The organism is Roseococcus sp. GW821-FHT12F05 (assembly GCF_058806835.1).
On sequence record NZ_JBXAQB010000034.1, the window covers coordinates 1 to 6120 of the forward strand.

The following is a 6120-nucleotide window of genomic DNA, read 5'->3' on the forward strand; positions in this document are numbered from 1 at the left end:
CGCCAGGCGGCCCGCCTGCCGCGCCGCCGCCCGCTGGAGGTGGTGGACTGGCTGCGCCAGGGCTATCCGCCCGATGGACCGAGCACCACGCATGGGTGATGCCATTGGGCCTCTCATCCAGCCCAGGCAACGTGGTCAGTCAGCCGCTGCTTGCCCGGCCGGCTCTTTGCCGAGATTTTGGGGATTATGGGGATTTTGGGGAACGATCCAAAATCAAGAAACGCGGTCAGGCAGTGGCCGCCCTCTTCACCCGCTCGGCACCGCCGTGCCCAGGCCCCCATCGGCCGGCGCTCCTCGACCAGCGGGTCACGGCCTCAACTCAGCCACTCCTGAGCAACGGCAGCCCCCGCGACGTGTTCACACCCAGTGATCGTCCCCGCTCCGATACACAGCAGTCCGCGAGAAACACCGACATGATGTCCGCAGCCAAGGCAGCCGAACTCGACTACATGCCGGTCTCGGATGAGTTGAGACTGCTCATCGCCCGCGGAATTGAGACCCCCACCGCCAAGCTTCGGTCGCGCGAGCTGCTGGATCGGATGGAAGCCGTCCTGTCGCGGCTGACGGGCAAGACGCCCTGATGCACGGCAGCCGCCTCCAGCTGATCCTCATCATCCTCGCGGTAATCGCGTTCGCGCCGGCGATGGGAATTAGCCGGTACTAGGCCGGGTACTTTAGGTGATGATCCAGCCGAGCACGATGATCCCGAGAAGGAGGTAGCCCGTCGCCCGGGCCAACGCCCAGAGATCCCCTTTGCTCGATCCCTCCTCGGGCTTCGAAACCCGCAAAACCCGCTCTCCCGGAGATGGGCTGGTCGTGACTGGATCGGCCATGCTGGTTGTTCCTGATGGGGCGACCCTCGCAGGGTAGGGCATTCCCTTACTTGGAACACCTTACGTACTTTCCCTCAGTGCGCTGCGCCTCCTGGCCTGGCCGGGGCAGATGCTAGACCGATGACTTGGCAAGCAGTATCTCGCAAAGGTTGCGAGGGAAGCTTCGATGCCCGCCTTTTACGTACTACCGAAAATCCGTCCTTGATCAGATCGAGCAAGGCCACCTGGCGGCCGCCATGAAAGCCAGCGGCTTCGCCGGCACGATCAAGGCAGAGGATGGCATCAAATACCGCCTGCCGCCATCAATGTATCGATTGAACCGCAAGAGCGGCTCGAAGGATTCCGTACTCAAGGAGGTCGAGGAGCTCGTTAAGAAATTCGCCGCGGAGACATCCGTACTCGTGATTGAAGACGCAGGTACGGCATGGCTGGGGCTGGAGCCGAGTTAGGCCGACGGACTCGAACCATCTCTATCCCGCCATGACGGGCGGCCGGCTACCGAAGAGAAGCCCGGTCCTTTCGAAACCAACCGACCAGCGGCAGGCTGGACTTCGCTTCGACGATCGCCCGTCGGCGCACGAGCAGAGCGTCGTGCGCAACGGGATCGGTCCGGCGCTGCGCCAGTATCAGCAGGAGCGCTGCCAGAACGGCGTCCCCGGCCGCCACATAGAGGAAGGCGAGAAGACTTCCGTTTCGCTCGGCCAGCCAGATCCAGGCGGCGGCGTGCAGCAACCCCAGCACGATAAGGCCGAAGAAGCCGGCCGCCACCTGGACCGCCAGAGAGCGGGCCACCAGAGCGGCTCCCGCTTGAGCCGAAGGATCTCGGCCTCGGCGGCTATCCCAAGCAGCCGGACGCTGCGGGTCATTTCCGGACGAGCGCAGCAATAACGTATCCGGCCACCAAGCTGGCGGCGATGCTCGCCAAAGGCCGTTCCCGGATGCACGACGACACTTGCCCAAGCTGGTCGGTGGCCCGATGCGCGAGCTTCTCCGCCTGATCAGCGGCTGCCGCGACGGCGGGCGTGACTTGCTTGTTCATGAGCTCGTCCACCTTAGCGCGGAGTGCCGCGATTTGCTCGTGGACGTCGGTCACATCGGGCGGAATCTGGGGCAGGATCGGGTGGGTCATTGTTGCCTCTGCGTTGCTGACTGACGTCACAAACGCGGGACCGGGGCGGCGGCTGTCGTCGACTGGAGGGATATTACGCGGGCCCGCGCTCGCCGGTTCTGAAACCGGATCGGAACGCCGACGGTTCTGACCTCGCCGCCGCGGCCTCTCTCCTGGTTCGCGGTCGAGGCCCGCCGGAATCGCCGCCTTGCCGGCCCTACGCCGCTGAGGCCATCAACCAGAGAGCCAGTGACATGAGCATCTTCAGTTCCATCCTCAACAAGATTTTTCATCACGCGACCGGCGCCGCCACGCCCGCGGCCGCGACGCCTGCAACCAGTCCGAGTGCGGCGTCCTCCACGCCCACATCCTCGCCCACGCCTCCCGCAGACGCCCAGAACAGCGGCCAGGCCTCCTCATCCCGCGCAGCCCCAGCGACGCTCGGGCAGGCCGACGTGGAAGCGATTCTGAAGGATCTGGCGGCGAAGAAGGGCGGGGGCGGAAATTGGAGGACGTCCATCGTCGACCTCCTGAAGATGCTCGACCTGGATTCCAGCCTCAACGCGCGGAAGGAGTTGGCAAACGAACTGAACGTGCATGCGGGCGAGCACGGATCGGCCGAGCAGAATATCGCCTTGTCGAAGGCGGTGTGGCAGCAACTGGCCCAGAACGGCGGAAAGGTGCCGGAGAGCCTCAAGGGCTGAGCTGCACAGCGCCCGGCGGAAGACGCTCCTGCTGGGCGCGCTCCGCGCATCTCGGGCTTGCTCAACCTGATCGAGCCTATGCACATATTGCGCCGTAGGCGCTTCAGGCGAATAAAATCTCAGCCCCATGTGTATGCTATCGGACAGTACAGCAGCTCGCCGGAGAAGCGGCGCGTGGGTCATGCCGGTTGGACGAGGCCGAGCGCTTGGGGCGTCATGTCCCGCAGTCCAGCTCGCATTTCAAGGTCGCCTAAATCCTACTCCGCCCTGTAGGAGCTTCTCTCGACCCAGCCGGCGAAGTCCTCCTCGGACATGCGACCTTCCGCGACCTCGAGCATGACGCGCGTGGCCTCGGCCTCGGCCACGTCAAGCACGAGGCAGTTCATGTCCAGGATGACGAAGAGCGCCGCGAAGGCCACGCGCTTGTTGCCGTCGACGAAGGGATGGCGGATGCGGCAGACGCCGTAGGCCACGGCCGCAGCAAGGTGCGGAACCGAGGTCACGTTGCCGTAGACCGCCAGATGGCTGGGCCGCGCGAGCGCGGCATCCAAGGCTCCCGGATCCCGGATGCCCGCCGCGCCACCGTAGAGCGCGATCAGTCGCTTGTGCATGGCGATGAGGGTTTCGGTCGGCGGAAGCTCGATGCCGCCCTCCGGGCCGCTCACTTCGCCAGGGCGGCGTAGGTGCGGCCGTAGCGCCCGAGGGACCGCTCGAAACTCTCCATGGCCTTGGCATGCGGCGAGGCGGCCGGCGTGATGACGATACGGCCGTCCGTGGCTTCCACCACCACCTCGGTCCCGCGATCGAGGCCAGCGGCCTCCAGGACCTCGCGCGAGAGGGTCAGGCCGGTGCTGTTGCCCTGGCGGGCGAGGCGGGTGCGGGTGGCGACAGTGGTCATGGCATTTATGTAAGAACTTACGTAAGGACAGTCAAGGCTGGCTGCCAATGGCGGTGTCCCTCGGGAAGCCCGCGCCACATTTGCGCCCGCTGCATGGGGCCATGCGCTTTTGGTGGACCAGGTGGCCTCTTGAACCGCGGCGCTGCGAAAATAATTCGTCCGGCGTCGAGGCTCAGCGAGCTCGACCAGGCGCCGGTTGCGCCGGCGTCCGTACCCATATTGCTCAAGGAGGATGTGGATATGAGGACTGCTGATTTCGCCCCGCTCTACCGCTCCACGGTGGGCTTCGATCGCCTCTTCGAGAGGTTGGAAAACAGCATCCGCCCCGAATGGCCGCCCTACGACATCGAGCGCATCGACAACAACGCCTACCGCATCACCATGGCGCTTGCCGGCTTCTCCATCGAGGACATCGAGCTGACCCAGCAGGGCAGCGTCCTCGTCGTCGCCGGGAAGAAGGAGGCGGAGAACGGCCAGCGGAAGGGCATGCTCCATCAGGGGCTCGCATTCAGGAGCTTCCGTCAGAGCTTCAACCTCGCCGATCACCTCAAGGTGACGGGCGCCAATCTCGTGAATGGCATGCTCACCATCGACCTGGTGCGTGAGATCCCCGAGGCGCTCCAGCCCCGCCGCATCGCGATCGGGACCGAGAGCCCCCGCGAGCCGGCCGGCGAGATCGCCGCGCCCGCCGAGACGGGCGCGACCGCCCAGGCCGCCTGACGGACCAGCACGTGCCTCCCGGCCTCGCCGGGAGGCATCTATCACGGAGGTGGAGATGCCTTTCGAACATCAGGTCGGGCAGTCGCCCGATGCGCCGGCCGCCGTGCTCGCCAATCCCTCGGCGGGCTTCGCCCATCCGGAAGACGTCGTGGAAGACAACGCCATGACGCTCGCCGAGAAGCGCGAGACCCTCGCGGCGTGGGCGTCGGATGCAAATGCAGTACCGGATCGTCCCTGGCTGCGTCAGCTCGAAAGCGGGTTCCAGGTGCCGGTTCGCGAGATCGTCGAAGCTCTGCAAGCGCTCGACGAAATGGAGCACGCCTTGGAGATCCGGCGTCTCCTGCGGGCCCATCGTAAGCCCTCGTCGGATGATGACGACGACGACCCACCGCCAAGCCCGATTGGCGCCCGTCCGACACGTTGGGGCGGGCCGGGCGGGCCTCTTTGCCAGGGCGCCGCTGAACTGGTTCCGGCCGGAGCATGATTCACCAATGGTCCGCGCCAAAGGGTGCCGCGAAGTCCGCCGGCATCAACATTAACCTAAGTTAGTAACTAATAATCCTCGTATCCGGGCTGGTGAATCGGCAGTTTCCCCGCATAATCATCGTCGTCGATCAGGATCAGCCGGGATTATTTCGGTGTATCGACACTTGACCCGGCCGGAGAAATTCGAGCCGGGTCTTTTTATATGCCTGTTCAGGTAGACAGCGAGCTGACATCATGGAAAGACTGAGGTGGATCGATGCCCAATCCTTTCGACCCTCTTGGTACCGGCTTTTCTAACGTCCTTCAGGACCGAAAGGGCGATGCTTGGGACGAGGGTTCGTTGAGCGGATCTAGCCGTTCCCTTGCAACCTCGGCTTTGGCGGAAGCGGCGACGCCAGGTCCGGCACACAGGTGAGTGCCGTGATGTCCGCGGCTGTGCAGGACCTGATGTCGGGCCGCCCCCAGACGGTCGTGCTTCTCGTGCTGTGCACGGCACTCGGTATCCTTGCCGCTCAGGCGCTTCGACGGGCGGGCGAATCCCAACTCATCGTCTATGTGGCGGCTCTCGGCTGCACGTTGGCGGCCTTGGTCACCGCAATCCAACTCGGGCTGGGCTAAGCACGACGGGGAGCGTCGTCTCGCCAGGAGCGGATCTGGCGATGGGGCGCATGTCCTTCAGAGCTACTCCATGAGCGCTGACCGATATTAGCCACAAAATCGGACGTCCGGATTTGACATGTCCGGTCTATGTCGCCCGCTGAACATGCAGAGTTATGGACATGAGGCCTTCGACTGTTACCCTGGAGGTGTACGCTCGCCGTGGCGGGGTGCACGGACGGCAGTTTGACGGTCCGACCGTGATGCTCGGGAACAGGCCAGGCCCGTGCCGATTTTTCGACTGCCTCGGGCTGCCCAGACGACGTGCTACTTCACCACCTGCAGCGCCCCACCTACGGTCCGCCAGAGCGGCCGCAGCAGCTCCGCGTGCTGGTCCTCCAGCAGCTTCACGAGGCGCGCCAACGGCGCCGGCTTGATGGTGATCCCGTGCGCCCGCAGCTTCTTCCGCAAGCGCAGATGAGCGACGTCGCTGCGAAGGTTCTCCAGCGTTAGACCAGGCTCGATCTCGATCAGCAGCTGCACGAAGCCGGCAGCGTCGCGGTGTGTGAGCTCGAGCAGAGCCTCGAGTTCCGTCCCCTCGGCTCGCCTCACCTGCGCAACCACGTCCTCGAGATGCCAGCCCAGAAGGGGATGACCCTTCGGGTGCGGGGTAAGCGCGGTGCCGAGGCCCTTCTTCCGTAAGCGCGGTGCCGAGGCCCTTCTTCCGGCGGGTGTGTTGAGTGTGCTGGGTCAGCTTGGAGCGAGGGGACTTCG

At 64.9% G+C, this 6120-nt stretch carries 11 protein-coding genes; 5 read left to right on the forward strand and 6 right to left on the reverse strand.

The genetic code is table 11. The features are described from left to right. Window positions 1–413 precede the first annotated feature (413 nt). A complete protein-coding gene (locus AC1ROY_RS33740; RefSeq protein ID WP_493153346.1) occupies window positions 414–581 on the forward strand; it encodes a hypothetical protein in 168 nt (55 codons plus the stop codon). Between the two features lie 93 nt (window positions 582–674). On the opposite strand, the gene AC1ROY_RS33745 is transcribed toward AC1ROY_RS33740, so the two are convergent. Continuing rightward, window positions 675–833 (reverse strand): hypothetical protein, encoded by a 159-nt coding sequence (locus AC1ROY_RS33745; protein WP_493153347.1) that lies wholly within the window; start codon window positions 831–833, stop codon window positions 675–677. Window positions 834–1069: 236 nt separating this feature from the next. Between AC1ROY_RS33745 and AC1ROY_RS33750 the strand changes: the two genes are divergently transcribed. Further along, complete coding sequence (locus AC1ROY_RS33750; protein ID WP_493153348.1) at window positions 1070–1282, forward strand: hypothetical protein; 213 nt, start codon at window positions 1070–1072, stop codon at window positions 1280–1282. A gap of 46 nt (window positions 1283–1328) precedes the next feature. Here the strand turns inward: AC1ROY_RS33750 and AC1ROY_RS33755 are convergent, their stop codons facing one another. Beyond that, window positions 1329–1625, reverse strand: a complete 297-nt coding sequence (locus tag AC1ROY_RS33755) for a hypothetical protein (RefSeq protein WP_493153349.1) — start codon at window positions 1623–1625, stop codon at window positions 1329–1331. A gap of 70 nt (window positions 1626–1695) precedes the next feature. Next, window positions 1696–1962, reverse strand: a complete 267-nt coding sequence (locus AC1ROY_RS33760; protein WP_493153350.1) for a hypothetical protein — start codon at window positions 1960–1962, stop codon at window positions 1696–1698. 233 nt (window positions 1963–2195) lie between these two features. Here AC1ROY_RS33760 and AC1ROY_RS33765 point away from each other — a divergent pair, with 233 nt between their 5' ends. Further along, window positions 2196–2645 (forward strand): DUF3597 domain-containing protein, encoded by a 450-nt coding sequence (locus AC1ROY_RS33765; RefSeq protein ID WP_493153351.1) that lies wholly within the window; start codon window positions 2196–2198, stop codon window positions 2643–2645. Window positions 2646–2902: 257 nt separating this feature from the next. On the opposite strand, the gene AC1ROY_RS33770 is transcribed toward AC1ROY_RS33765, so the two are convergent. Further along, entirely contained in the window at window positions 2903–3310 is a 408-nt protein-coding gene (locus tag AC1ROY_RS33770; protein ID WP_493153352.1) for a type II toxin-antitoxin system death-on-curing family toxin, read from the reverse strand. Further along, on the reverse strand, window positions 3307–3543 hold the full coding sequence (locus AC1ROY_RS33775) for an AbrB/MazE/SpoVT family DNA-binding domain-containing protein (protein WP_493153353.1): 237 nt from the start codon (window positions 3541–3543) through the stop codon (window positions 3307–3309). The genes AC1ROY_RS33770 and AC1ROY_RS33775 overlap by 4 nt, the downstream gene beginning before the upstream one ends. A 240-nt stretch (window positions 3544–3783) precedes the next feature. Between AC1ROY_RS33775 and AC1ROY_RS33780 the strand changes: the two genes are divergently transcribed. Both AC1ROY_RS33780 and AC1ROY_RS33785 read left to right on the forward strand, forming a co-directional pair. After that, complete coding sequence (locus tag AC1ROY_RS33780; RefSeq protein ID WP_493153354.1) at window positions 3784–4263, forward strand: Hsp20 family protein; 480 nt, start codon at window positions 3784–3786, stop codon at window positions 4261–4263. Between the two features lie 55 nt (window positions 4264–4318). Beyond that, on the forward strand, window positions 4319–4747 hold the full coding sequence (locus tag AC1ROY_RS33785) for a hypothetical protein (RefSeq protein ID WP_493153355.1): 429 nt from the start codon (window positions 4319–4321) through the stop codon (window positions 4745–4747). Window positions 4748–5673: 926 nt separating this feature from the next. Here AC1ROY_RS33785 and AC1ROY_RS33790 read toward each other — a convergent pair. Further along, a complete protein-coding gene (locus AC1ROY_RS33790) occupies window positions 5674–5958 on the reverse strand; it encodes a hypothetical protein (RefSeq protein ID WP_493153356.1) in 285 nt (94 codons plus the stop codon). Between the last annotated feature and the right edge of the window lie 162 nt (window positions 5959–6120).

Excerpts from the sequence above, each read along its gene's own strand:
- AC1ROY_RS33780 (WP_493153354.1), top strand. The coding sequence starts at position 3,784 with ATGAGGACTGCTGATTTCGCCCCGCTCTACCGCTCCACGGTGGGCTTC.
- AC1ROY_RS33765 (WP_493153351.1), top strand. The coding sequence starts at position 2,196 with ATGAGCATCTTCAGTTCCATCCTCAACAAGATTTTTCATCACGCGACC.
- AC1ROY_RS33775 (WP_493153353.1), bottom strand. The coding sequence starts at position 3,543 with ATGACCACTGTCGCCACCCGCACCCGCCTCGCCCGCCAGGGCAACAGC.
- AC1ROY_RS33785 (WP_493153355.1), top strand. The coding sequence starts at position 4,319 with ATGCCTTTCGAACATCAGGTCGGGCAGTCGCCCGATGCGCCGGCCGCC.
- AC1ROY_RS33760 (WP_493153350.1), bottom strand. The coding sequence starts at position 1,962 with ATGACCCACCCGATCCTGCCCCAGATTCCGCCCGATGTGACCGACGTC.
- AC1ROY_RS33750 (WP_493153348.1), top strand. The coding sequence starts at position 1,070 with ATGAAAGCCAGCGGCTTCGCCGGCACGATCAAGGCAGAGGATGGCATC.
- AC1ROY_RS33740 (WP_493153346.1), top strand. The coding sequence starts at position 414 with ATGATGTCCGCAGCCAAGGCAGCCGAACTCGACTACATGCCGGTCTCG.
- AC1ROY_RS33745 (WP_493153347.1), bottom strand. The coding sequence starts at position 833 with ATGGCCGATCCAGTCACGACCAGCCCATCTCCGGGAGAGCGGGTTTTG.